The 25,113-nt window shown below is 64.0% G+C and carries 17 protein-coding genes; 6 read left to right on the top strand and 11 right to left on the bottom strand.

All coding sequences use genetic code 11. From position 1 onward, the window contains the following. Window positions 1-97 precede the first annotated feature (97 nt). The 3 genes from HY556_09300 to HY556_09290 all read right to left on the bottom strand — a co-directional run bounded on the left by HY556_09300 (window position 98) and on the right by HY556_09290 (window position 3,796). Window positions 98-2,104: a S8/S53 family peptidase gene (locus tag HY556_09300; GenBank protein MBI4393973.1), complete on the bottom strand. Its 2,007-nt coding sequence runs from the start codon at window positions 2,102-2,104 to the stop codon at window positions 98-100. A gap of 219 nt (window positions 2,105-2,323) precedes the next feature. After that, the gene (locus tag HY556_09295; protein ID MBI4393972.1) at window positions 2,324-2,596 is read right to left on the bottom strand and encodes a protein translocase SEC61 complex subunit gamma; all 273 of its coding nucleotides are present in this window, start codon (window positions 2,594-2,596) and stop codon (window positions 2,324-2,326) included. A 186-nt stretch (window positions 2,597-2,782) separates the two neighbouring features. Then, window positions 2,783-3,796, bottom strand: coding sequence for a hypothetical protein (locus HY556_09290; GenBank protein MBI4393971.1), 1,014 nt, complete (start codon window positions 3,794-3,796; stop codon window positions 2,783-2,785). Window positions 3,797-3,965: 169 nt separating this feature from the next. On the opposite strand from HY556_09290, the gene HY556_09285 reads away from it, so the two are divergent. From HY556_09285 to HY556_09275, 3 genes are all read left to right on the top strand, one after another. Further along, the gene (locus HY556_09285) at window positions 3,966-8,492 is read left to right on the top strand and encodes a protein kinase (protein ID MBI4393970.1); all 4,527 of its coding nucleotides are present in this window, start codon (window positions 3,966-3,968) and stop codon (window positions 8,490-8,492) included. A gap of 101 nt (window positions 8,493-8,593) precedes the next feature. After that, the gene (locus tag HY556_09280; GenBank protein MBI4393969.1) at window positions 8,594-9,190 is read left to right on the top strand and encodes a hypothetical protein; all 597 of its coding nucleotides are present in this window, start codon (window positions 8,594-8,596) and stop codon (window positions 9,188-9,190) included. 76 nt (window positions 9,191-9,266) lie between these two features. Continuing rightward, entirely contained in the window at window positions 9,267-12,095 is a 2,829-nt protein-coding gene (locus HY556_09275; GenBank protein MBI4393968.1) for a protein kinase, read from the top strand. Window positions 12,096-12,136: 41 nt separating this feature from the next. Here the strand turns inward: HY556_09275 and HY556_09270 are convergent, their stop codons facing one another. The 3 genes from HY556_09270 to ftsZ all read right to left on the bottom strand — a co-directional run bounded on the left by HY556_09270 (window position 12,137) and on the right by ftsZ (window position 15,288). Continuing rightward, on the bottom strand, window positions 12,137-12,808 hold the full coding sequence (locus HY556_09270; protein ID MBI4393967.1) for an FHA domain-containing protein: 672 nt from the start codon (window positions 12,806-12,808) through the stop codon (window positions 12,137-12,139). A 72-nt stretch (window positions 12,809-12,880) separates the two neighbouring features. Beyond that, complete coding sequence (locus HY556_09265; GenBank protein MBI4393966.1) at window positions 12,881-14,002, bottom strand: aldo/keto reductase; 1,122 nt, start codon at window positions 14,000-14,002, stop codon at window positions 12,881-12,883. 152 nt (window positions 14,003-14,154) lie between these two features. Further along, window positions 14,155-15,288 (bottom strand): cell division protein FtsZ, encoded by a 1,134-nt coding sequence (gene ftsZ, locus HY556_09260; protein MBI4393965.1) that lies wholly within the window; start codon window positions 15,286-15,288, stop codon window positions 14,155-14,157. A 244-nt stretch (window positions 15,289-15,532) separates the two neighbouring features. Here ftsZ and HY556_09255 point away from each other — a divergent pair, with 244 nt between their 5' ends. The 3 genes from HY556_09255 (at window position 15,533) to HY556_09245 (ending at window position 19,527) form a co-directional block, all read left to right on the top strand. Continuing rightward, the gene (locus HY556_09255) at window positions 15,533-15,787 is read left to right on the top strand and encodes an acylphosphatase (GenBank protein ID MBI4393964.1); all 255 of its coding nucleotides are present in this window, start codon (window positions 15,533-15,535) and stop codon (window positions 15,785-15,787) included. Between the two features lie 187 nt (window positions 15,788-15,974). Further along, complete coding sequence (locus tag HY556_09250) at window positions 15,975-16,946, top strand: polyprenyl synthetase family protein (GenBank protein ID MBI4393963.1); 972 nt, start codon at window positions 15,975-15,977, stop codon at window positions 16,944-16,946. Between the two features lie 262 nt (window positions 16,947-17,208). Beyond that, window positions 17,209-19,527, top strand: a complete 2,319-nt coding sequence (locus tag HY556_09245; protein ID MBI4393962.1) for an MMPL family transporter — start codon at window positions 17,209-17,211, stop codon at window positions 19,525-19,527. Between the two features lies 1 nt (window position 19,528). On the opposite strand, the gene HY556_09240 is transcribed toward HY556_09245, so the two are convergent. The 5 genes from HY556_09240 to HY556_09220 form a co-directional block, all read right to left on the bottom strand. Next, window positions 19,529-20,965, bottom strand: coding sequence for a class II fumarate hydratase (locus HY556_09240; GenBank protein MBI4393961.1), 1,437 nt, complete (start codon window positions 20,963-20,965; stop codon window positions 19,529-19,531). A 175-nt stretch (window positions 20,966-21,140) separates the two neighbouring features. Continuing rightward, complete coding sequence (locus tag HY556_09235) at window positions 21,141-21,926, bottom strand: hypothetical protein (GenBank protein ID MBI4393960.1); 786 nt, start codon at window positions 21,924-21,926, stop codon at window positions 21,141-21,143. After that, window positions 21,923-23,116 carry a TraB/GumN family protein gene (locus HY556_09230; protein MBI4393959.1) on the bottom strand — a complete coding sequence of 398 codons (1,194 nt, stop codon included), beginning with the start codon at window positions 23,114-23,116 and terminating at the stop codon, window positions 21,923-21,925. Before HY556_09230 ends, HY556_09235 begins: the two co-directional genes overlap by 4 nt. A 159-nt stretch (window positions 23,117-23,275) precedes the next feature. Further along, the gene (locus HY556_09225) at window positions 23,276-24,265 is read right to left on the bottom strand and encodes a hypothetical protein (GenBank protein ID MBI4393958.1); all 990 of its coding nucleotides are present in this window, start codon (window positions 24,263-24,265) and stop codon (window positions 23,276-23,278) included. A 69-nt stretch (window positions 24,266-24,334) separates the two neighbouring features. After that, entirely contained in the window at window positions 24,335-25,111 is a 777-nt protein-coding gene (locus HY556_09220) for a hypothetical protein (protein MBI4393957.1), read from the bottom strand. Window positions 25,112-25,113: the final 2 nt, after the last annotated feature.

Here is a 25,113-nt window from a genome sequence, read left to right as displayed (position 1 = left end):
CCTCGTCGCGGATGCCCTCCCAAGATGACATCCATGCCGGAACGCCTTCGTTGTCGAAAGGGTGCGTAAGAGGCCAGGCAGATCGGCAACCGACACCCTACGAGATGTAAGTCACAACATCCACCTCAGCCCCTAGGAACAAATCAACCACGGCGAACGCAGCCCCGGCAGGAACCACAGTCGACTCGTCGGGCGTTTCGCTTGCGCCGCCAACGAAGCCACGCTGTGCGTCGTAGAAATAGATGTCCAGATCATGGCCCAACGTCTCGTCGAAAGGCGAGACCCCCGCCGCGGTAATCGTCTTGCCAGGCGCGTCGGCAGGAAGCGCCACGACCAGTCCGTCGACGCCCTGGGCCGCGAATGATCCGGTGGTCGTCCACGACCCCTCAGTCATGCCCGGCCCTGAGCGGGACTGCGGCGCAGGCAAATGGATGGTTCCTGACCCGAGAACTGGCCCCGATGGAATCACGCCAGGGACCGACACCGGCCCAAAGAACGGCGCCCGTACGATCGCCTCCGCGGCGAAGAAGTCGTCAACATCCGCACGCGTCGGCTCCGTCTCGGTCCCGGCAAGCACGTCGGCGGCAAGCGCGACGCTCCTCTCATTGATCGCGCCGTACCCGATGGAGACGTACGCCGGTACGTCCGCGGGAACGTCCGCCCACTTTACGGGCGACGTCCAGCAACCGTTACAGAAGGGATTCGCGCCCGGCCCGAAAGTCGGGATGTACGATGCGCTCTCGGACGAAAGGTCGCCGGTGGCGACCCAGTGGAGTAGCCCGTCGTTTGCGCCTTCGAGAGGCCGTGCCTCCGCCGTGTGCTCGATGAGGCTCTTCGCCTCGTCGAGGGTGAGAATGCCGTCCGAAAGGGGTCCGGCATAGACGTTCGCCTTTGACAGGTTCACCGCGAGGGCCTTTTCAGCGCCGACCACGCGAAGCCCCGTGCCCTTGTCTCCAAGAAGCTGGCGCGCCTCAAGGACGATCGCCGCGCCGCCTCCAGCCGCGTACGGGCTTGCTGCACTTGTGCAACATGAGACCGGGTGGGGCCCGAACCCGAAGCCTTGGTTCTCGCCGCGGTTGCCTCCGTACCCGTCGGCGACGACGTGGGCCGGTGCGCCCGACCATTGCGTCACGTATCCATTGTCGTGGGCTCCGACAAGGATGACGCCCGGAGCCGCCGTCGAAAGGACCTCGGTAGGCGTGGGAGCGAACCCGCTCAAGTATGCCGCGCCGTTTCCGGATGCGGCAAAGACCAGCATTTTGTCCTGTGCGTGTATGAACGCGCTCGTGGTCGTGCCGCCGGTCTGTTGGTCAAGGGGCGGAGGGATGAGCCCGAGCCAGGAGTTCGTCTGGACATCGATCCATCCTTGGTCCGCGGCCCACTTCGTCGACGCGCCGCCGAGGCCTTCGATCGAGACGATCCTGCACTCCGGGCAGAGCGAGCCGTCGTTGCCGCCCATCCTGGTGGCGGTCATGGTCGCGTGCCCGTGCTCATCAAGGATCGGGTAGTCCGGGCACGAGGACTTGCCGCCCACGGTTATCGGGAAGATGGAACTCCAGACCACGCCGTTCGGCCCCACCGATGTCGGGTTGCCGCCCGGGTTGATGATCAGGGGCTGGGACGTGTTGTTGAAGCCCGTGGGGTCTTTCTGGATCGCGATCGCCGTGGGCATCTGGGTGAGTTGGCAGTCGGGCCCGCCCGTGCCTCCCGCGCCCATGCGTACCGCGGCGACGATCTTCGTTCCGGAGATCCAGAACGGCTTACCGCTGATGTTCGCCCTGTCCGACGCGTTGTTCCAGCGCGCAAGGAGGTTGTCCCAGATGGGCTTGTCGAGGGCGAACGCGGCCGAAAACGAGCTCTCGTTCAGCGACAGCTTGAGCTCGGGCACCGAACACGGGTATCCGGCGATGTAATTGCACGGATGGACGTAGGCGAGCGGCCCGTCGTCGCGAAAGACCGGGTTGTATGGGTTGATCCCGCCGTCGATGTGCGCTATCACGACTATGGGGTCGTGTCCTGTTCCCACGTCCGCGTGGTCCGCGGTCGCCGATGGAATCGGCAGGAGCGGTGCGGCGATCGCGATGGCAAGCAATAGAGCAAACATCTTCCTTCCCGTCATAGCCTAGCCCGAAAGACAGAGCGAAAAACCAACGATAAGCTTTCTCGCGAGCTTCTATGGCAATCGGCAATCGATTGCACAAATCGGAACGTTTTCCGGGCGCGCCCTAGAGGGCTATGCCAGAATCCGGCCTACCGGCAAGCGTGGAAAGTGTGGAACAGCGGGACATTCGACGAAACCTACGCCTCGGCCGTGGGGCCGGACTCAGAACCCGAGGACCTTCCCCAACCACGGAAGCGTGAAACCCATGAGGAAAAAGATGAGGAAACCGATGAAACCGACTACCACGATGCCGATGCCCGTCACTTTCGCGACCTGGCGGAACTCGTCGGAGTCGGGTTTCCGGGCCATCTTGATGACGCGCCCGTAGCGGCCCTTCCCGACCTGCTTTGCGCGGTTCTCGATCCGGTACTGGACGTCCCACGCCTTGTCGACGATGGACCTGGTTTCCGGGGTCTTGAGTTCGCGTTCCTGCATCATCGAGATGGACCTTGCGAGAGTAGCGAGGGAACAACCCGTATTTAAGTTTGACTTGGTTGCCACGGCGCAAATCACGAGGGACGGGAACGCAGATTCAACGCGCGCTGCGTCGATGTTCGACCGTCGTCCAGCCACGATCCGCGTGACGCCGTTTCAATCCTCTTCCCAAGCCTCGTCCGGGCCTCAGCCGGCGCCCCACTCGAATTCCACGTCGTATTTGGCCGAACCGCCTTTGCCGTCGCTCGCCACGACAGTCACCGTGCCTGCCGAAGCCTTCCCGCAATAGACTCCCCGATCCCAGGTGGCTTGAAGCCCGTTTCCGGAGACAGCCCCCGGGTTGTGGGTCCCACAGGCACTCCTTGGGACGCTGTAACGGTTCTGCGCGACGCTCCAAGTGTAGGTGAGCGCGTCGCCGTCAGGATCCGTCGGCCGCGTCTCGATCGTTATGTGCGTCGTCGTGTCGTTGAGAAGGCCGTACTGGTTGTCGTAGGAGTAGTCCGTCGTGGTCTTGACGCGCATCGGGGACGGAAACGTCGGCGCGCGGTTACCCGTGGGCTGCGCCTCATCGTCGATCTCCGTCGCGTTACTTTCGGTCTCGCCCGACGGTCCAGTGCCCTGCGATGATCCGCCTTGATTCGCGCCGGCGTTGAAGCACTCCGATCGGCCGTTGTTGCTCTCGTCGGCTTCGACTACGACATTGAGGACATCCGCCACCACATCGACGCAATTCTCGCCCGTGTTCACGCGCATGCCTGACGTGCCCGTTTCCGACGATTCGCCTGGAAGGAGTACCGGGACGGTAGCGACGTCCTGTCCCCCGTCGGTGCGGTTCATGCGGCGCGTCGATGCCGCCGCAGCAACGTCGCCTTGGTTCTTGATAGTGATGGTGAAATAGACTTCGTCACCTGCGATGGGGTTTGCCGGCGTCCACGCGATGTCGGTGACGATGAGGTCCGGCCGCGACGAACAGTCACGATTATCGGGGCAGGCGTCCGCGTTGTCGCCGACGCCGTCCCCGTCGCGATCGGACGATTCACGCCGGTCGCCGGGGAACGCGTCTTGCGAATCCGTGACACCGTCGCCGTCGGTATCCGTCCCGTTTCCAGAGCCCTTTCCCGATGTTTCGGCATCTCCACCTGGGTTCTGCCCGGAATCCAGGCACCCGGCGACAATGACGAGCGTGGAGACTATCAGCACGGACGGAAACGCGGGCCTTCTTGCTTCGCTCGAACGACTCTTCCCCCGATCGCCCCTTCAATGGTCGACGGGTGCATTAGGCTTACCGCCCACCTCGCCGCGGCCAATACGGCGCGTCGCGGGCAATACCTTCATTAGCCCGCGTGCTTCCTTTCCCCAGGAGGGCTCGGTGAGGTCAAGCGGTCATCGTATCCAGGCAGGGATTACCCTAGTCTTCGTGCTCCTCATCGCGAACCTGCCGACCGTTCCGGCCCAGGCGACCACAGGCACGACGATCTTCTCTGAGGCCTACAGCTTGGGCCTACCCGAGGTACGAGCTTTCGCGGCGGGCCTTGACGGCGGCGGTCGCACGTACTTGTTCGGCGGGGAGTCTTCGCCGACCTCGCCGCTCTCCTCGATCCTGCGTTTCGAAGGGAACAGCAAGAGGGCCACCAACTCGGCGCAGGTCCTTCCCGCCCAACGCGCCGGCGCGACGGCCACCATCCTCGAATGGGGTAACCAGGGGCCGGTGGCGGGCTACATCGCCGGTGGAGTCGGTGAAGGCCAGTACACGGCCGAGATCCTTCGCTTCGAGTTCGCAACGGAAAAAGTAAGCGTCGCCCAAGGTCGCCTTCCAAGCCCTCGAGCGTTCGCTGCGAGCACCGGTTGGGCCGACGGGATGCTCATCCTCGGCGGCGACAGCCCTGCGGGGATGCTTAGCGAGATCGTGTTCTATAGGCACATGACCGGCGAGGTCACGTCGCAACCGGCCCTGTTGCCCACGCCATTGGCCGGGGCCGCCGCCAGCCAAGCGGGATCCCAGGAACTCTACCTCTTCGGCGGCTACGCGGGAAGCGGTGGGACGGTCCCGACCAAAGGCATCCTTAGGTACGACGCGAACAGCAACGCCATCCTCACGATGGGCGCAACACTTCCCACACCGCGCGCCCACATGGCGGCCGCGTGGAACGGGAACCGGATCATCCTCGCCGGCGGCTCGGCGACCGCCAACGGCGTCACCACCTTCTACGACGACGTCTTCTCCTACGACCCGAGCACCGACAGGCTTGAAACGCTCCCTGTGAAACTCCCTTCGCCCCGCGCCGGCATGTACGCGACGTGGTACGGCAGCGTCCTCTATCTTCTCGGCGGCGCCGACGCGAACGGGCCTTCCAAAGAGATATTCAGGATCGCCGGGTTCGATTGGAACTTCCGTTTCGATGAGCCGCGCGTCGAGATAAAATCGGGCGAATCGAAACTGGTCTCGGGGACAGTCACGTCCGCTTCCTACTCGGGGAATATCAACTTCAACTGGGGACAGACCCCGTTCGCGATCAACGCGCAGAACTTGAACGTCGGTCCGGGCCAATCGGTTCGGTTCTTCGTGGACGTAGGCGTGGGCGGGGGATTCGCCGGGGGCACCTACAAGATCGTGATCCACGCCAACGACAACCGCGGCACATCACTGGAGACGATCCTGGAAGTGGTGGTGCCGGGGGACGAGGGCTTTTCAGCTGTCCTGCCGAGCCCGCGTGAAGGGACGGCCGCTGCCTACGGCGGCGGAGGAAGATTCTTCGTGTTCGGGGGGCGTGAAAACATGCTCGACGAAGTGGTAGAGTACGACGCTGCGACCGACGAATCGCGCGTGGTGGCTCGCCTGCCTGTCGCGCTGGCCGGACTCTCGGCGGTCGCAGCCGAGCAGTTGGTCGACGGAAACAGGACGTGCGACGCGGCCGGATGCCCCCTCTATCTCTTCGGCGGCTGGAGCAACGACCACAACGCGAAGAACTACATCTTGGGCTTCGACCCGGCGACGAACACGGTTGCGCTCAAACGCGTGGCGCTCCCAAAACAGACGTCCGAGGCCGCCGTCGCATGGGTCCCCGAGGTCGGCGCTGCTTTTATCTTCGGTGGCGCCGACCGCGAGGGAGGCACGCGCCACGACCAGATAGTGCGCTACGACCCGGTCAAAGATGAGGTGCGGACCATGGGCGCAAAGCTTCCGCGCGCACTCTTCCAAGCGACAGCCGTCGCGCATGACGGAAAGGTGCTCATATTCGGTGGAGAGGACACCTCCGACAACCTTCGCGCGGAGATCCTTGAGTACGACCCGCACACCGACACCATTATCACGAAAGGCTCGACGCTCCCGGCGCCGACGTCGGCGATGACGGGCGTCCTGGTCGAGGACCGGATCCTCCTGTTTGGCGGGGCCAGCGGATCAATATCTTCCGGCATCTTGAGATACGACCCCAAGACCGACGCCCTGGAATCGCTCGACCTGTCTCTCCCGGTGGCCGTGGGTTGGGCGAGTGGCGCGACCGACCCCCGCGATGGAACCGCGTTGATCTTCGGCGGTCGCAAGGTGGACGGCTCGGCGACCAACGGCATCATGAAGTTCGACCGAGAACGACTACTGGGTGGCGGCGCTTCACCGATCGGCAAGGCCGATTGGCTCTTCCAGATCGAGGAAACGAGAACCACGCTCGCCGGGCAGGGCGACCTGAAGGCTGTCAAGGGTCTCGTCATCGCCAACAACTACAGCGGCGTCGTGAAAATCAACATAGAGTGGCCCCAAGGCATCGATGTGAGACCCGGCTCCCTCGACCTCGTTCTCGCGCCCGGCAAGATCGAGGAGTTCTTCTTCAACGTCGAACATTTCGGCAAGGAGAACGGAGAGTTCGGGATCACCTTCATCGCACAGGCGGATCGGGGCGAGGAACAAAGGCGACAACTGCTCGTCACTCTCCAGGGAGGTGACGCGGGCGGAGGCCTGAAGCGCAATGAAGGAACCGCGACGGAGCGCCCCGCGGATCCCGGAAACGCGTTCTCCGAATTGGGCGCGCTTCCCTCGCCGCGCAAGAACGCGGCCGCCGTGCGCTGGCGAGACGGCTCCATCTATGTCATCGGTGGAAGTTCCTCGGAAAACGAGATCCTGCTCCTCGACAACGGTCCAAGCGAGGCTACGATGACGGGCAGGCTCTCGGTGCCGCTCGTGGCACCTGGTGTCGTGGTCTACAAGCCGCCCCAACAAGATGGCACGTGCGCGGCGCAGGCGGAATGCACGATCCTCATCATCGGTGGCATGAGCGACGGCAGCCCAAGCGCCGACATCTACAGCTGGGTACCAGGGGATGCTAACGTCGTCGAGCGAGGCGCCGCACTCCCCCAGGGTCGGTCGCACTTCGCGGCGGTGTACCACGAGGCAAGCGGCCGAGCGTACCTGCTTGGCGGACTCGCCGGCGGCGCAAGCACGAACACTGTCTTGATCTACGACCCGGCCAGGGAGACGATTACCGAGGGAGCCCGACTCCCGTTCCCCGTCTACGAATCGAGTGCGGTCCTTCTCGAGGACCAGATACTTGTGTTCGGCGGCCGCGACAGCGAGGCACGCGACGAGATCATGGCATATGATATCCGGACTGACGCCGTGTCCCTGAAATCAGCCCGTTTGCCGGCGGCCACTTGGGGTTCGGCCGCGTTCGTCGCGGACGGGAAGGCCTACATCCTCGGCGGCGCAGCTACGGGCACCGGCTCCTCGATAACACGCTACGACCCGGTGGGGGATGTGGCGACCACGTTGAACGTCAACCTCCCCACGCAACTCAGCGGCGCCGCGATGGCCTACGATCCCGGGGCGAACAGGATCTACCTCGCGGGAGGCGAAATCGCGGGGAGTGGAGCGACGGCGACCATCCTGAGTGTGGACGTCGCGACCCTTACCGACGCGAGGGCCCCCCAAGACGATCTATTGGGACAACTCCTCGCTCCAGTGGCCGCCGTGACGCTTGCGGGCGGGGTCGGCTACGTCGCCACGAACCCGAAGATGAGAGCGCGCATCGGGGCCCTGACGACGCGCGTCTTCAGGCCCCGCGAGGGCTTCCCTTCGAGCACCGGGGGGCCTGTGCGATACGTGATCGAGCGCGAACTCGGAAAAGGCGGCGCTGGTACGGCGTACTTGGCGCGCGACGAACTCCTTGGTCGAAAGGTCGTCATCAAGAAGATATTCTCCAAAGGGCTTGGAGCGGAGGCGCGGGACATGCTGCTTCGGGAGGCGCGTAGCGCGAGCATGGTGACGCATGCGAACCTCGTCACGATCTACGACGTCACACAGCTTGAGGGACAGGACGTCCTGGTGATGGAGTACGTCCCAGGCGGCAGTCTCGAGGACGCGTTGAAGCGCGGTCGGATGGAGGAGAGTGTCGCGATACTCATGGCGACACGGGTGCTACGCGGCCTCGCGGCGCTTCACCGGGCCGGAATCGTGCACCGGGACATGAAGCCCGGAAACATCCTTCTTACGGCGGAATTGATGCCGAAGATCTCGGACATGGGGATAGCCCGTGCCCCGGGCGAGGCCCACCTCTCGATGCCCGGGGTGCAGCCGGGCACGCTCCTATACATGAGCCCCGAGCAGGCGCGCGGCGAAGAGATCGATCAGCGTTCTGATCTTTACTCCATCGCGGCCGTGATCTATGAACTGCTGACCGGAAAGTTCTACCTGGGCCAGGTCGAGCAGAACGAGTACTCAGTGAGGAAGGCCATTGTGGAAAGTCCCCCGGTCTTGCCTTTAGAGAATGTGCGAGCCGGCCTCAACGCGATATTGGAGAAGGCGCTCGCGAAGCGCCCGCCGGATCGCTTCCAGTCGGCCGACGAATTACGTTCGGCGCTTGAATCCCTTGCCGATTGGGACCCGGGAAAGACGGCGACCAACTGACCTCGTCCTGACGAGCGTCCTTCCCGGCCCCCCGCATCATCGAAAACGGGGGCGCGGGCCATAGGATTTTTAGGGGTCCCGCATCTAGGCTATCGACGACGATGGAGGCCCCCGTACCCCTGGCGACGGCCGCTAAGTGGAGCGTTTTCCTGGAGCTTGCAGGCATAATCGCATTGATCGCGACGGCGGCCAGCGGCCAGCCTCCCGTCCTCGAAGTAATCGGCACGATCCTCGTCTTCTTCGGCCTCTCCATCGGCGCCACAGTGTGGGGTGTGCACGCCGAGAGCCCCACTCGGTCCATACATGGGAGCATCCTCGTGACCGTAGCAGTCTTGGGGGCATTCATCGGGACCATCGGGCTCGCCTCCATCATCATGGTCCGCTCCAGCACCTTGCCATTGTACCTTGCCGCGTCCGGCTTCGGTCTCGTCGGTCTGTGGCTGGTCCTTCAAGCGCGGTCGCCGGATGGCCTCGGGACGAAGGCGGGCATCGCCGGGACCCTTGCTGGAATCGGTCTCGTGATCGCGGGAACCACCGGGATCATTACCTACTACATGACGTCCGAGGCCGCAGACACTATGCCCACCCCGCTCGGATTCGTGCTCATGTTGCTCACCTACCCGATATGGGCCTGGAACGTCGGACGCGTGGCGGCGCGGGGGCGCGCCGGCGCAAGCGGGGAACCTGGCGTCTCCTGATGGTCGCGCGGTCCCGGGCGGCGCTGGCCCCGACGACCGGTCGCGGCCTGCACGTCTTTCCGGAACCGCCATCCAGATGAGTTTATTAGATGAAATCCCGATAGGCCGGGTCGGGGAGATCCTGCACCGCCGATACGTCTATAACGAGTCCGACGAGGCGCCAGGAACGTGGATCACGGCGACGTTCTTGTCCATCTTTGTCGTCGCGTCGGCGTCGTTTTCCATCGCGGCCGCCCAACCTGAGACTCAAAGCGCCCCCGGGTTCGCGCTCGAACTCAGCACCAACTGGATCTCGCTCGAGCCCGGTGGCGAGACCGTTAGGATCGAGGCCACGGTGATCTCGGCGGACTTCGCTGGAGACGTGAGCCTTCGGGCCGAGGGGGCTTCAGGCTTCACCATGAGGATCGAGCCCCCGACTTTGACCGTTTCCCGGGGAAGCCGCGTCTCGGCCAACATCGACGTGACGCCCGGGCAGGTCCTCATCCCCGGAACGTTCCCGATGAAGGCGATCGCCGCTTCCTCCGGAGTGGAGGTGAACGCCTCGTTCGAGGTCTTCGTCGAGGCGCCGCCCGGGTCATGGCGGATGGAGACCGTGACGGATGTCGTGGTCCCGGCCGGGGGCCGCGTCTCGATGCCGCTCACGGTGACAAGCGACGTCGCGGCCGGTTACCTGCAACTCGCGACGCTCAACAGCCCTTGGCTTGCCGTCGTGCTGAGTCCCGATCAATTCGACGTGAAGGAGGGCGACGTGAACTTCGTGACGGTCGAGTACGCGGCCGCGAGAGACGCTCCGTCCGGCGTCTACCCCGTGCTTATCAGCGGGGAGATCGGGCCTACGGCCTCCGTGCGCGTCAACGTCACGATCAACGGCGGCCCGGCCGTGGTCTCGCCCACGGAGGCGGTGCGCAAGTCCACGAGCGTCCTCCCCGCGCGTATTGCCGGGGCCGCGGCCGTTTGGACCGGGACCGAGGCGATCCTCTTCGGCGGCCTCTCTGAACCGTTCCGCGACAGGATCGTGAGGTACATGCCGGAGTATGGGGCCTCGGTAGGCGACGATCTCGACGATTACCCCGGGGTCGCCTACCAGTCTGCGGTGTGGGACGCGCTCTCCGAGAGGGCGTACGTCTTCGGCGGGAGAAACGTCTCCGGCGCGACGGACGTGGTCCTTACGTACGAAGCGTCGTCTCGCGGCCTGACCCTCCCGTACAACGCAGGCGATGAGACGTACTACCAAGTGGCCTCTCTTCCTTCCGGCCGCTACGCGATGGCCGCGGCCTTCGACGACCTCCGTCGAGATGCCTACCTCTTCGGTGGGACGGATGGCGTGACCGCGACCGACGAGGTGCTGCGCTTCGACGCTGCCACGGACGAAGTCGAGAAGATGAGTGCGCGCCTGCCGCACCCGCTCTACAACGCGACGGCGATCTGGGACGGACGCCACGTGTATATCTTCGGGGGAACGGACGGCGCCACGGGCGCGGCGCGGACCGATATCCTTCGCTACGACCCCGTGAGCGACGAAATCGAAGTTGTGGATGCCGTCATCCCCAGTGGGGAGCTTCGGAGCGGTGCGGCCACCGAGGAGCCCGAAGCGGATGCCAGGATCGCCGGTGGCCCGCTCCGCATGACGTCCTTTTACGATGGGCGACACGCTTACCTCCTCGGGCTCGGAACGGGCGCCGACTCAGGCAAAGTCGTCTACAGGTTCGACCCGGCGTCATCCACGGTGGAGGGATTGACCGCCCGGCTTTCGGAGCCCGCGACTGATTCCGCGCCCGTCTGGGACGCGTCGAGAAGCAAGGCGTACATCCTCGGCGGCTTGAGCTCGACCCAGGAGCGGCTGCGTTCGATCGTCGAATTCGAGCCGTCGCTTGCGACGGCCTCCACCGGGAACCTTCCCCCAGCGATCGTCGGCGGGGAAGGCGCGGCGGGGCTGGACCTCGGCCAATTCGTTCTCCCCGGTGTCGCCCTCGTCTCGGCCGCGGGAATCGCGCTCGCCGTCACCAACCCCAAGATGCGCTCCGGCCTTTCCCGGCTCACGACCCGAATCTTCGCTCCTCGAGAGAAACTGGCCGCGCGGCCCGGAGGCCCGACGCGTTACGTGATAGAGAAACAACTCGGGCAAGGTGGCGCCGGGGCGGCTTACCTTGCACGCGACGAGCTTCTCGGGCGGCGCGTCGTCATCAAGAAGATCCATTCGAAGGGGCTTGCCGCGGAGACCCGCGAGATGCTTCTACGCGAAGCGAGAAGTGCGAGCATGGTCACGCACCAGAACCTCGTGACCATCCACGATGTCACACAGCTCGACGGTGAGGACGTGTTGGTGATGGAGCACGTCACGGGCGGAAGCCTCGAAGACGCGTTGAAGCGTGGAGCGATGCAAGAAAGCGTCGCGCTCCTCATGGCGGCGCGGATCCTTCGCGGGCTTGCGGCTCTTCACCGGGCGGGGATCGTCCACCGGGACATCAAGCCCGCGAACATCCTCCTCACCAGCGAACTCTTGCCGAAGATCTCCGACCTCGGCATCGCCCGCACTCCGGGGGAAGCGCACCTCTCGATGCCGGGTGTACAACCGGGGACGCTTCTCTACATGAGCCCCGAACAGGTGCGAGGCGACGAGGTGGACGCGAGGTCCGACCTCTACAGCGCGGCCGCCGTCGTCTACGAGATGCTCACGGGCCGGTACTACCTGGGCGAGCAGGAGAAGACGGATTACGCGATGAGGAAGGCGATCGTCGAACGCGCACCGGCTTTGCCCGCGCCGGAAATCCCCGCTGGTCTCAACGATGTACTCGCGCGGGGACTAGGCAAGGATCCTGCGGCGCGCTACCAGACCGCCGATGAACTGCGGGCTGGGATCGAAGGGTTGGGCGACTGGAGACCGGGCGCAACGACGGCCGGCTAAGAGGATACATACAAGTACGTACCCGCGCACCGTTGCCTTTTTCACGCGCGGAAAACGAGCAGGCTCCGCCCCACCCCTATTATGTCCCCGTTCTCAAGGACGGCCGACGAACCGCGGGGGATTCGCCTGAAGTTGATGCTAGTGCCGTTCCTTGCCTCCGGAACGTCGATTATCCTGAACCGCCCACCCTCCTCCTCGATGATGGAATTGAGGCTTGAGACGAACGGGTCGTAATCGAGCGATACGTCGGCGGTGGTCGCCCTTCCCAACACGAGTTTCTTTCCGACCGCGAGCGGAAAGGTCTTCCCCTCTCCAAGGCCCGAGACCAGGATGAAACGGGGGCCCCGGGCCCCCATCGGCGTGAACTCACGCGGCGCCATCACGGTCTGTCCGAGGTCCTGCACTTCGGAGCTTCCCTTCGTTGCGAGGCGCTTTATCTCCTGCGCCAACTGGTAAAGCGCCTGCGGATTCGCCTCGACGCGGTCGCCTTGCTTCGTGGAGATGAAATTCCCCTGCTTCAAAGTCGCTAGCTCTTCACGGGCCTTCCTCAACCGTTCGGTCGTCCCGGCGAATTGCGACTTCGGATCCGCCGCGAGGGTCTCCTCGGCGGACTTGCCTTCGATGAGGCCGCGGACGACCCGCAGGCGCTGCGGGTCCGAGAGAAGCTGCATGCTCTTGGCGAGCCCGTCGTAGTCGACCTCCTCCCGCGTCACAACGGACAACCGGCGACTCTTGGCTTAAAGTGTTTGACGCGTTCACGCGCTCGCCCGGTGGAGGCGCGGGGCTCAAGAGGCAAGAAGAGCCGCGGCGGCCTCGGGGTCTGGCGGCCTCGAAGTGGCAAGGGCGACGTTCTCGCGGGCGTGCTCGGGACTTCCCATCCCGACGAGCGCGGTCGTGACGCCCGGAAGCGCCCTCGCAAAATCAATCGCGGCCTCAAGATCCGTCTTGGCGGCGAGCGCCTCGCGGATCTTTTGATCCACGCGACCGAGGAGTTTGCCCTGCATCAAGGAGGCGCTTGCGAAGACGGCGAGGTCGGCCTCGCGCGCCGCGTCAAGAAGCGTCGTGACACGGCCCATCCAAGGCTGGTTCCTCTGTGTGCCGGCCTCGGGCATCGCGAGGTTCACTGGAAGCTCAACGGCGGCGAAGTGGTGCGCCTCCCCCTTGCCGCCGACCTCGTAACGCGCCTCGTGGGCGATCCCGAGAAGCCTCTCGAGCCCTAAGTGCGACTGCGTCCCGACCGGCGAACGTAGACCGTTCCACGTCGCCGTACCGTAATAGGCGATGCGGCCGGCGTCGCATTGGAGTTCAAGCTCCACGAACGACTCTCGAAGACGTTCCTCGAAAGCCGCACGCGGGACCCCGGCCTGGAGCTGGCTCTCGGGATTGTGGACGAAATAGACGTCCACCGAGCGAAGTTGCAGGTTTTCGAGGCTACGCTCGAGCTCGTGGCGCAAGTACGTGGGCGTCATCGCGTGCGCACCTCCCGCGATGTCTAGGGGGCGAAGAAGTCCGGTCTCCACGTAGGTCTTCTGGAACCAGGCCCTGCCGTCACTTTCTCGGGCGTCGCCATGGAGGAAACCGCCCTTGGTGGCGACCACGACGCCTCGGCGACGGCCGAAGCGCCGGAGCGCCCGGCCCACGTCGCGCTCGCTCTGTTGGTCGCGGTAGTTTATCGCCGTGTCGAGCACGTTGACACCGCCTTCAAGGGCGGCCACGATAGCGTCCTCATACGCTCGGTTCCACGCTTCGCCGACTTCGCCCAGGTAGGTCCCGAGGCCAAGAGACGAAAGGATCAACGTGCGCCAGGCGCGAAAATGCCCGGGGACCGCCCTGATCGATGAGGCGTAAGCCGCGGTACCTTCGGAAGAAGCGGAATCGGATGCGGCCGCGCCAGCGTCTTCGGGCACGGTCGCGAAAAAGGCATCCGGGACGTAATATCTTTGGGCGTCCGGATTGAAGAGGGGCTAGAAACGATGAGGCGCTCTCACGGAGCTTCAATCATGGGCGCGACGAAAGCGCAAGTGATGAAGGCGTGCTCAGCGGAGCGGACGAGCCGAGATCAAAGGACGAGATCGAATTCGCCGCGCCTGCGGACGGTCCCCGCTTGCCTACCCGGCCGTGCTTGCGCCGGGGTGACCGTCTCGGTGCGGCTTTTGACCCCCGTCACGACCACCATGCAACGGATGTTGTGTTCGAGCTCCGGATGCACCGAGGCGCCCCAGATGAGGCGGGCGTCGGGATCAAGCCTTTCGTGGACCGTCTCCACGATCTCCTCGGCCTCTGAAAGCGTCATGTCGGGTCCGCCCATCACGTCGACCAGGGCACCCTTTGCGCCGGAAACGTCGACGTCAAGGAGAGGCGAATGGAGGGCCTCCTCCACGGCGTCGCGGGCCCGATGCTCGCCTTCGCCTTCGCCGAGGCCGATCATCGCAACGCCACTGTGCCTCATGATGGTGCGAAGGTCCGCGAAGTCGAGGTTCACAAGACCAGGCTTCGTGATCATCTCGGTGAGTCCCAGAATCGACCTGATGAGGACCTCGTCGGCGACTTTGAAGGCCTGGTTCAACGGGAGGCGTGGCGCGATCTCGAGGAGCTTGTCGTTCGGGATGACTATCGTCGCATCCGCCGTCTCGCGTAGCCGCGAAAGGCCCGCTTCCGCGTTCGACCGGCGCACGCCGCCTTCGCAGCGAAACGGCATCGTCGTGATGCCGATGACAAGCGCTCCCGCGTCACGTGCCACCTTGGCGACCACTGGGGCTGAACCGGTCCCCGTCCCGCCGCCAAGGCCACAAGTGACGAAGACCAAGTCGGCGCCCTCCACGATGCTCTTGATCTGTTGCTCGTTCTCGGAGGCCGCGTCTTCGCCCACCTGGGGAAGCGAGCCGGCGCCGAGGCCGCGAGTGAGGTTCCTGCCGATGAGCATGCGATTCGGGGCCCTGCAGGCGAGAAGGTGCTGCGCGTCCGTGTTGAGGGCGTAGACCTCTATCCCGTCGAGGTTCTCGGCCGCGAGTCGACCTATCGTGTTGGAGCCGGCGCCCCCGCAACCGACGACCTTTATCCGCGCCCGGATCTCGCCGACGAGCTCTTCGAGCCTCTTATCCTCCGCCTCTTGGTCGATCGGCGACGGGCCGGTGCTCTTGCGAGGCGCTTGGTCCTGGCTCTTCTTGACGCCTTCCTCCAGGATCTCCTTGATGAGAGTCTTCACAGTATTCCTCCACGTGAGGGCGTGCGGCGATGCATCCCGCTGTATTCCAGAACCTCCATTTATAAAGCGTTTCTTATTTATTCCAACGGGCCTGGATCGCCGCGTGATGAGCCTCGATGGAACCGGCCCGATCCTACCCGCGGGCGTTGGTCGGGCCCGCGCCCCCGGAGGAGGGCGGAAGACGTTTCCGACGTGACGCCTTGCTTAGGACGTGGTGCGCTTCCACGCATTCATGTCCGGTCGGGTGCAAGGCGTGTTCTTCAGGCAAAGCGCCAAGACGGAAGCCGACCTCCTTGGCGTCGCAGGCTGGGCCCGCAACCTCGCGGACGGCCGCGTGGAGATCGTCGTCGAGCGCGATGCTGGCAAGGTCAAGCGTTTCCTCGATTGGTTGAGACGTGGTCCCGCGCTTTCCCGCGTGGACGGCATGGACGTCGCCGAAGAGCCCGAACAGGGGATACGAGGCTTTGAGGTGCAACGAGGCGCCTGAAAGACGGTGGAATGAAGCGGGTCGGGGCCTCCTGCCTTAGCGTGCCGATTCCCCGTGGGCCCCCGTGCCCGCATTCGCACCGTTTAGACCCTTTGCCCTTACCCTTGGAGACGGCAGGCCTCACGCGATAACGGCCCGACAATCACCATATAAACCGCATTCCGCATATGGCATTGCCCTGGTAGCCATGGAAGCGATCCCACGCCTCGACCGATTCGACCTCGAAGCGACACTCCAACGCGTCGAGGAGAGGATGCGAGAAGTCCTCCGATGCGACGACCCGCAACTACTCGAGATGGCCTCGAAGATGGTCTACGCCGGCGGCAAACGCATCCGCCCCCGGATCACGCTCCTCGCGTTCGCCGCGTGCGGCGCAAGGCGCCTTTCCGAAGCGGTCGATGCGGCCGCGGGGATCGAGCTCATCCACACAGCGACACTCATCCACGACGACATCATCGACGGAGGTTACCAGCGGCGTGGTGTCGCCGCGACGTACCGCGAGTACGGCCTCGAGAGGGCCATAATCGCCGGCGATTTCCTTTTCATCCGGGGATTCGAGCTCGCCGGCAACCTCGACGAGCACGTGGTGTCGATGACGGCCAAGGCCTGCACGAAACTCGCCGAGGGCGAAGTGCTGGAACTGCAATGCCTACGCGACCTCGACCTCACGGTGGAGAAATACATCGAGATCGCGGACAGGAAGACCGCGGCCCCGATAGCCGCCGCGGCCGGCATCGGAGCGTACCTTGGCGGCGGAAACCAAGCGGAGATCGACGCCCTCACGACCTACGGCGGCCGCTTGGGGATCGCCTTCCAGATCAACGATGACCTCCTCGACGTCTATTCGGACGACGGGGCGACCGGGAAACCACTCGGCGTCGACCTACGTAGCGGCGTCCTTTCCATGCCGAGCCTCCTGTCACTCAAGAACGGGCACGGCCGCAAACTGCGGGCGGTCCTTGCGAAGAGCGTGAAGACCGAGACCGAGGTCCTTGAGGCGATCGCCGAGATACGGGCATCAGGGGCGATCGAGGACGCGAGGCGCATGTCGAAAGCGTACAGCGAAGAGGCGCTCCTCTCCCTGAACGCCCTCCAACAATCGCCCTACAGGGACGAGTTGGCCCGCTTCGCCAAGGTCCTTGCAAACCGCGACCGTTGATCGCCGCATCGCGCGCCCGTATTGGTGACCGGGCGGGGGCGTTTGTGGGCCCAAGCGTGCGACGTTTTCCCTACAGGCCTCGTGACCCGACCCGATGAGGCAGTGGTTTACCGCACCAAACCACACTCGTTGGCACGTTTTACGAAGGGAGAAATATGGGCTATACATGGCGAAGTCCTAGGGCGAAAACGCGAGCGTGGATGGTTCCGGTTTGTTCGATAGATGGGGACGTTTTGTGTATCGTCGTCGGCGCGGGATGCTGGTGCTCTCCGCCGTGGTCCTCGTGCTCTCGGCCGCGATCGCCGCACAGGGCGGAAAACTCCTCGCCTACACGCCCGCCAAGGACACGGAATCCGGCCGCGGGATAGCCCTTCTTGCGGACGAGCTTCCCGCCTTCTCTGATTCGTACTTCGCCCTCATCTTCGAAAGCAGTACCGAGGACGTGAACTCGTCGGTGTTCAGGCAAGCGATGCTCGAAGCGCTAGCCCCGCTGGCAAACGACACACGGGTCTCGAAGGTGGTGACCCCCTACGACCTCCCAGCGGCCCAGGCGGCGATCCTAGTCTCTCGCGACGGAAGGCGCGCCTTGGCCCTCGTCTCGGTCAACGAGTCGTTGAACGAGGCGCGCACCGAATACCTCGAACTGCGCTCGAAGGTGACATCGACAAGCCTCGAGGTGACCGCGGCAGAGGGCCTTGCGATATACCACGACTTCGACGCGATACTCGAACGGGACCTGCAACGCGCCGAGATGGTGACCTTCCCCCTCGTCCTCCTTCTTCTCCTGGTCGTCTTCGGCACCGTCGTCGCCGCGGTCCTGCCGCTCGGTGTCGGCCTCCTCGCCGTGTCCGGGGCGGTGGCCGCCGTGTTCCTTCTCTCTCAAACGACCGACGTGAGCATCTACGCGCTCAACGTCGTCACGCTCATCGGCATAGGGGTCGCGATCGATTATTCGCTCTTCATAGTCGCACGCTTCCGCGAAGAGCTTGCGAGCGGGAGGACGGTGGAGGAGGCACTGGCCGTCACGATGAAGACGGCCGGCCGGGCCATAACCTTCTCGGGGCTCACGGTGGTCATCGGGCTTTCCGCCCTCATGTTCTACCAAGGGCTTTTCTTCGCCAGCATGGGGCTTGCCGGCGCCCTCGTCGTCGCGTTGGCGGTCTTCTACGCTCTCACCTTCCTTCCCGCGGTCCTTTCGATCATCGGCCATGGGGTGAATCGTTGGAGGTTGCCCTTGCCCGCGCGCCGCGGCGCACACGGGTTCTGGCGAAACTTTGCGAAGACCGTCATGGAACGCCCGCTGGCGGTCCTCGTGCCGGCCGTCGCCATCCTCCTCATCGCAGGAGCGCCCGCGTTGAACATGCATCTTGCAAGCGGGGGGGTCGCGCAACTGCCGGCTTACGCTGAGTCCCACCGCGGCGACGAGATCCTCGCCGCCGATTTTCCGGATCGGGGCCGCTCGAGCGTCCAGGTCATCGTGGAGTACGGCTCCGGCGACCCGCTCTCCGCCGCCCGGGTAGGCGCGCTCTACGACCTGTCCCGCAATCTCTCGATGATCCCCCACGTGATCCGGGTGGAATCCATCGTGGACCTCGACCCGACGCTCGCTCGCTCCGATTACCAGGCGATGTACTCCGCCCCCCGCGAGACGCTCCCGAGCGAAGTCGCCGCGGCGCTGCACCAGAGTGTCGGCGCGCATGTCGTGCTCGTTAACGTCGTCGCCGACGTCGACGCGACGAGCGACGGCGCCCGCTCCATCGTCGACGCGGCGCGAAGTGCCGCGTTGGGCGCCGACGGTGAAATAGTCGTCACCGGTTTTCCCGCAGTGGACATCGACACGCTCGGACTCATCGCTCGACACACGCCCACGGCCGTCGCGTTCATCGTGGTCGTGACCTATTTCCTCCTCCTCGTCCAGACCGGCTCCGTGATACTCCCGCTCAAAGCACTCGTCATGAACGTCCTCTCCATCAGCGCGTCCTTCGGGGCGTTGGTCTGGATATTCCAGGAGGGAAACCTCTCGGGCCTTCTCGGTTTCAGCCCCTCTTCCATCGAACCGTCGCTACCGGTCATCCTCTTTTGCGCCGTCTTCGGTCTCTCGATGGACTACGAGGTCCTGATGTTGTCTCGCATGCACGAGGAGTACGTGCGCACCGGGGACAACACGCACGCCGTGGCGGAGGGGTTGGAGCGAAGTGCCCGGCTCATCACTGGCGCCGCGGCCATCATGGTGATCGTCTTCTCCGCCTTCGGCCTTGCCGACGTCGTCCTCATCAAAGCCATCGGCATAGGGCTTGCGATCGCAATCGCGATCGACGCGACGATCGTGAGAGCCCTCATCGTGCCGGCGACGATGCGGCTCATGGGGGATTGGAACTGGTGGTCCCCGACCCTTTTTTCGCCCAGGGGCGAAAAAAGCGTCGACGTAAAATCTGCGCCCGGTCTGAGGAAAACGGATGAAACCGCGTTTCACGGCGACGGAACTGGCGGGCCAACGGGAAGCGAGGCTGCCAAGGGCTCAATCATGCCGGGGCCGAGGGCGCCCGGGAAATTCTTCATCATCGGGCGACGGAAAGCCTGAGCTATCCGCCGCTTCCCGCGCCCGTCCACTTGGCCTCCGTCTGGGCCTTGGGGTCGAGCAACGTGTCGACCTCGGTCTTTGTGAGTCCGCTCATCTTGTAGGCCATCTCGCGCACGGTCTTCTTTTCCTTGACGGATGCCTTCGCTATCTCCGCTGCCTTGTCGTACCCGATCCTCGGGGCTAGTGCCGTGGCCATCGAGACGCTGAACTCGATGTAACTGGCGCAGCGTTCGCGGTTCGCCTCCATACCTGAGACGCACTTGTCCGCAAGGACACGGGACGCGTTCGAGAGGATCCCGATGCTGAAGAGGTAATTGGAGGAGATGACGGGAAGCATCGTGTTGAGGTCGAGTTGCCCCCATTGGGCGCCCTGCGTCACGACGACGTGGCAGCCGTGGACCTGCGCGCACACCTGGATGACCGCTTCCGGAATCACAGGATTGACTTTGCCGGGCATGATGGAGGAGCCAGGCTGAAGGGCTGGAAGCATTATCTCACCAAGCCCCGCCTGGGTGCCCGAGGCAAGGAGCCGGATGTCGTTTGCGACCTTCATGAGGCTCGCCGCAGTGCTGTTCAGCGCGGCGGAACTCCAGAGGACGCCATCTTGTGCTCCCTGCGCTTCGAAGTGGTTTCTCGCCTCGACGAACTTGAGCCCGCAAAGGTCGGAGATCTCCTTTGCGACGTCGGAGCCGAAATCTGGCGCCGTGTTGAGTCCCGTTCCCACGGCCGTGCCACCGACCGCGAGTTCGCGTAGGTGTGGAAGCGTCGCCTCGACGCGTTCGATCGAGTGCTCGACCTGGCTTGCCCAGCCAGACACCTCCTGGCCGAGCCGGATCGGCACCGCATCCATCAGGTGCGTGCGACCGATCTTGATCACATCGTCGAAGTCACGGGACTTCTTGGCCAGGGCCGAGTGGAGGTGCCGCAGTGACGGGAGGAGGTCCTTCTCCACCATGATTGCGCCCGCGACGTGGAGGGTCGTCGGTATGATGTCGTTCGAGGATTGGCCCATGTTCACGTGGTCGTTCGGGTGGACCGGCGACTTGTCACCGCGCTTCCCGCCGAGGATCTCGTTCGCCCTCGAAGCGATCACCTCGTTCGCGTTCATGTTCGACGAGGTGCCGCTTCCGGTCTGGAACACGTCGATCGGGAACTGGGCATCGAGTTTGCCTTCCCAGACCTCCCTCGCCGCCTTCTCGATCCCGTCCGCGAGTTTGCCGTCAAGGCGACCGCGCTTCCGGTTCACGCGGGCACACGCCAACTTCACGAGTCCAAGCGCGTGGATGAAGGACGATGGCATCGTCGTGCCGCTCACCGGGAAGTTCTCGACGGCGCGCTGCGTCTGCGCGCCCCAATACGCGTCGGCCGGCACCGACACCTCGCCGAGGGAATCCTTTTCCTTGCGGACTACGCCCTTCCCCGTCACGTTCTCCTTCATCGTGCCACCGCCTTTGAAGCCGGAGGCTGGTAGATAACCCTACTGCAAGACGCGTCTCGGGGCATGGTCGCCGGCACAAGAGTATGGAGGAAACCTTTTTGGTGGCCTGTTCGAGCCGTCTTTTGCGTTGGTTCGACGATCGGGGAAGGCGTCCGACGATTGCCCTTGCGCCCGCCTATCGCCCAGGCACGAAGGCGGCGTACCCGCCGAACGCCGTGAACCAGAGGAGGAAGACCGCGAACCCGGCGACGACCAGGTAGATGAGTTTGTTCCAGGCAAGGACCTTCGCACCGTCAAGCGGCATCACCGGGAGCATGTTGAATACGGCGAGGAACGCATTGACGAAGGCCATGAGCTGCATCACGAAGACACCGCCGGCCTGCGGGCCCCGGCCGCCGAACACGTAGATCCAGGCCGCGACTGCGCCGATGGCGATGACGATGTTCATGAGGGGGCCCACGACGCTAATCTTCCCCGTCGCCTCGAGGAAATCGCGCTCGTCGTCGAAGTCGTCCCTGCTCCCGTAGATGTGGACGGCGCCTGGGGCTGCGAACACGAACCCCGTGAGGACGCCAAACCCCAGGCCTATGAGGAGGCCGCCCGCGCTCGCCCTGAACTCCGCCCACATCGCGTAACCCTGTGCCACCACTTTGTGGGAGAGTTCGTGCAGCGCAAAGCCCAGGACCACGATGAGGGCCGAATAGGGCATGATTTCTATGGCTCGCGCGAACCCCTGCTGGCCTCCGAATCCCGGCAACTGGACGAGCCGTGAATCGGTGAACGCGAATGCAAACGCGATCGTGAGGACGATTATGGAAAGGACCAGGTGGAGGATTTCCGTTCCGGAAAGCGTGAATGCCCCTGGGTCGGGATAATCGTTGTAGTCCCCTGCATCCTCCGGCGCACCCACGTCGTTCACCCCGCCGTCGCCACCGCTTCGCTTGAACGGGCTCGAGTTCATCCGACCACGACCTTGAGAAGCGCCGGCACGACTATCACGCTTGCGACCATTGCGCCGATGTTGGTGAAGGCGGCCACGAGCAGGACTCGCGTCACGCGGTTCTTGTAGAAGTCGCGGAGACTTTCCATCTCGGCGAGCCCCTCGTAGTCCTTCATGGTGGGTTTTCGGACCATCGCCTCCACGTAACCCGAGATCCAGCCCGACGCGATGAGAGGATGGATGACGGCGAAGGGGGCGCCGACGAAGGCTGCAACGATGGAATACGGGTGGGCAAGAGCGAGAGCCGCGCCGAGGGCGGCGAGGAGGCCCGTGATAAGGACGTATTGTATGAGCGCTTCCTGGAGCTTGTCGAAGTTCCCGCTTTGGACCCCCTGGTAACCGGCGTAGACGATGAGTCCCACGATAAGGAGGACAAGCGCCGATCCGATGAACTTTCCCCACGCGAACTTCGGCTTTGGGATGCTTGTGAGGTCTTCTGGCCGCGGTATCCCGGCCGGGTTCTCAAGATGGGCCTTGACGCCCTTCAAGTGGCCGGCGCCCAAGACTGCAACGACTTTTCCGCCCTTGGCCGCGGCAAGGATCTTTCCTGCCAGGTAGGCGTCCCGCTCCTTCACCAAGACCTCGGTCACGGACGGCGCGTGGTGGGAGAGTTCATCCATCATCAAAGTGAGTGCGTCCTCTTCCATGAGGCCCTCCACGTCCACGGCTTCATCCCCGGCGCCGGTGGCGGCCTTCATGAACTCCCAACCGATCTTGAGTTTCTCGATGAAACCCATCCTGCCCCAGGCGCGCTTCAACGTTATCGAGATGTCGCGATCCGCAAGTTCCACGCGCATCCCCTTCTCCTGCGCCTTGTTCACCGCTGCAAGCATCTCCGCGCCTGGTTCGACGCCGGCCTCACGCGCGATCCTGCGCTGGTAGCTTGCCAAGAAGGCGGATGCGAGGAGGTAGTAGGAGCGCCCGCCCTTCATCATCTCCATGAGCGGCGTCTCCTGCCAGCGCTGCTTGTCGGTAAGGGCCTTGTGCCTCAATTCATCAAGTTCGACGGCGACTATGTCGGGCGCCTCCGCCTCGATGGTCGCGTTCACCTCGTCGACCGATTTCTGGGAGACGTGCGCCGTCCCGATGAGCGTGATGTTGTCGTGCTTGACGATTATCCCTATTGCACCGCGCGGACTACACGCTGGCAATACTTAAGAAGTTCGAGAGGACGTAGTAAGGGTCGGTTGGCCATGCTAAAAGCCGCCTATCCGGCGCCATGCCCAGGAAGCCATTCTGTCCGCCCCTGCTCGAAGCCATGAAGACACACTCCGCGCTCTGACCCGAATCGCCTCGCTCTCGCCGGTCGCCTAACTGCGCGCCGTCTTCAGGATGAAATCAATGCGCGCTTCCGTTCCCGATGTGAAACCCGTGCCTGTCGTCGATTCGCCCGACGCCCATTTCGCCTTTCCCGTGGTGAGGTCGAAAGTGAATTGGAAGACGCGGGGGTCCGCGCCGCTCGAGATGTTCAGGACACGGCCGGCCGAATCGATGACGAATATGAAAAGGGAGCGCGGCGCAAGGCCTCCGGGAAGCCCCGCGTCGCCCGCGTCCACCACACCTGAATAGGCGAGTCCCGGCGCGTCTTTGAGGCTCATGTTGTCGACTTTCGCCCCTTCGTCGCTACGCACTTCGACGCGGACGGGGCTGTCGATTTGGACGCTGCTGTTCTCCACTCGCGCGATACGAAGAGTGAAGGCGACGCCTAGGTCCCACGTGGGATCGACATCGGCCGAATCGACCGCCTTGTCGGAATCGGTGTCTCTGGAGTTCGGGTCCGTCCCACGACGTTTCTCGTCAAGGTCGCTCACGGCGTCGTCGTCCAAGTCCGGGTCGCAGGGATCGGATGTCACTTGCTTCGCGACGCCGCGTACGACGATCTTCCACCCCGTGAGTTCCTCCCCGTCCGGAAGCCCATCGGGAAGCGGCCGGTCGCTATCGAAATGCGTGGCGGCGTTTGATTCGGTGCAGAGATGAACCTCGTCCTTGTCGGAGAGGCCGTCCTCATCCGAGTCCATGAGGCTCGGGTCGGTCCCGGCTTGGGCCTCGTAAAAATCGTCGAGGCCATCACCGTCGGTATCCGCGTCAAACGGGTCCGACGTGACCTTGTGGATGACGATCCCGAGGATCCCGTTGATCGCGACCCCGCGTTCCGCCGCCTCGAAGGCGTCGGTGAGGCCGTCGCGGTCGGAATCAGCGTCGGGGGAAGAGCCCACACAACCCGAGACCATGGGAAGGAGGAGCCCCAAGGCCACCACCCTCGCCAATGCGGCGCCACGAGACCCGGTATCCGCCATCATGTCAACGATCCTCCGAACGCCGCAGGGCTTTTTCCAGATTTCGTAAACGCGCAGCTCCAGGCAGTCCCGTCATCGTTGGACGAAGACACAATTCGCCGGATAGCTTCCCTCGTACACGGTCGGGTCGTTCTTGACGTTGTTGTTCCCATACGCTTCCAGATTGTGGAAGGTCGACTCCGCGGTGTAGTACCCGCTCGTCGCCTTTAAGGCCGAGAACGGCACGGAGACCCGCGTGAAGGTCGGGTCCCGGCCGCCGCTAGGCGTCGTCACGGAGAGCGAGAAGACGCGCTCGGCCGAGTCCTTGCAACCGGTGCGGTGGTAGTTGATGTCGAGGAGCAAGGTGCCCTCCGCGAGTATCCTGGAGTTCGGGTCGCCCCGGTTCTTCTCCAAGACAGCGTCCACCATGAGGGAATCCTTTACCACGTAGGGCTTCACGAAGACGTGGTTCACCCATTTTTCCACGTCGACTTTTGCCACACCGCGGTCCCCGTTGAACTCCACGACGATGTCGTAGGGCCCGTTATCCACGACGAAGCTGCTGTAGGGGATGAAGACGGTGCCGCGACCGGCCTCGATGTTGAGGATGGCGCTTCCCCCCGCGGGAGGATAGACCGAGTGACCGTCCTTCGATACCGAGTAGGTCGCGAGGCCGTTGGCGATCCCGCCGATTATAGGGACCTGGGAGAACGCGCTGATCGTGAGGCCGTTCGTCTGTTTTGGCGCTGAACCGACGACGATCAAACGGACGTCCTTCTGGAACGAGACGCAGCCTGAAAGGGTGGGTGCGAGAAGGACGAGCATGAGAAGGAGGGCCGGTCGCCCCCGGTGTCCGCCACTCTTTCGCATCT

The organism is Euryarchaeota archaeon (assembly GCA_016207515.1).
Classification (GTDB): domain Archaea; phylum Thermoplasmatota; class SW-10-69-26; order JACQPN01; family JACQPN01; genus JACQPN01.
This window is presented reverse-complemented; position numbering and strand designations above follow the sequence as displayed.